Origin of the sequence: Priestia sp. BR_2 (assembly GCF_041954005.1) — a bacterium.
GTDB lineage: Bacteria > Bacillota > Bacilli > Paenibacillales > Paenibacillaceae > Paenibacillus_AQ > Paenibacillus_AQ lautus_A.
On record NZ_JAVFHM010000268.1, the window covers coordinates 1 to 941 of the forward strand.

Annotated in this window: 1 protein-coding gene; it reads left to right on the top strand. The window is 29.9% G+C overall.

What is annotated here, in order from left to right; translation table 11 throughout:
• Nucleotides 1-941: glycosyltransferase (locus RB298_RS20690; RefSeq protein WP_486048333.1), on the top strand; the 941-nt coding region annotated here is incomplete at both ends.

Here is a 941-nt window from a genome sequence, read left to right on the forward strand (position 1 = left end):
CCAGTATCATTACTTGGTGGAGTGAAAAAACCATCATCTTTTATGGAAAAAGCTATTGGTAAAGAGGTATATGATTCATTTTTAGACTTAGTAAAACCAGATATAATTCATGTACATACTTTAATGGGAATCCATAAAGAATTTTTTGAAATCGCAAAAAACAGGAGTATTCCTATAATTTTTACAACACATGATTACTTTGGTATTTGTCCTAAGGTCAATTTAATTGATGATTCTGGAAATATATGTGAAAATTTTAGAGGTGGAGAAAAATGTGTAACTTGTAATACAAACGCCTATAGTCTACCCCTAATCTATGGGATGCAGTCGCATTTATATAAATTTTTAAAAGAAAATAAAGTTGTAAAAAAGCTAAGAGTAAGTAAAAAGAAAAAGACAAGGAATTCCATTAGAACAATAAAAAATAGTAAAGTACCCAGAAACAAAGAAGATTTAGATTTGAAGAAAGAATATGTAAGGTTACGTAATTACTATATTGAAATCTTACATATATTTGATGAGATTCATTTTAATAGTGAGGTTTCCAAACTTGAATATGCAAAACATATATTGCCAAGAGGTGAAATACTTCATATTACCCATAGTGATATTAAGGATAATCGTATGTTGAAAAATTACAACGAGGATGAGCCTTTAAAAATTGGATTTATAGGTCCGCTGGATGAATATAAAGGGTTTCCACTTCTGAGAAAAAGTCTATTAAGGCTTTTGGAAAAAGATAAAAAAAATTGGCATCTTCATTTATATGGAGACGATCGTTCTTTAGATCTATCAGAAAAGGATGAAAGTCATATTTCAGCTCATGGTCGGTATACTCATAATGAATTAAAAACTATCTTTTCGGAGATCGATGTTTTAGTAGTTCCTAGTGTGTGGAAAGAAACATTCGGATTTATAGGCTTAGAAGCTGTTTCTTATGG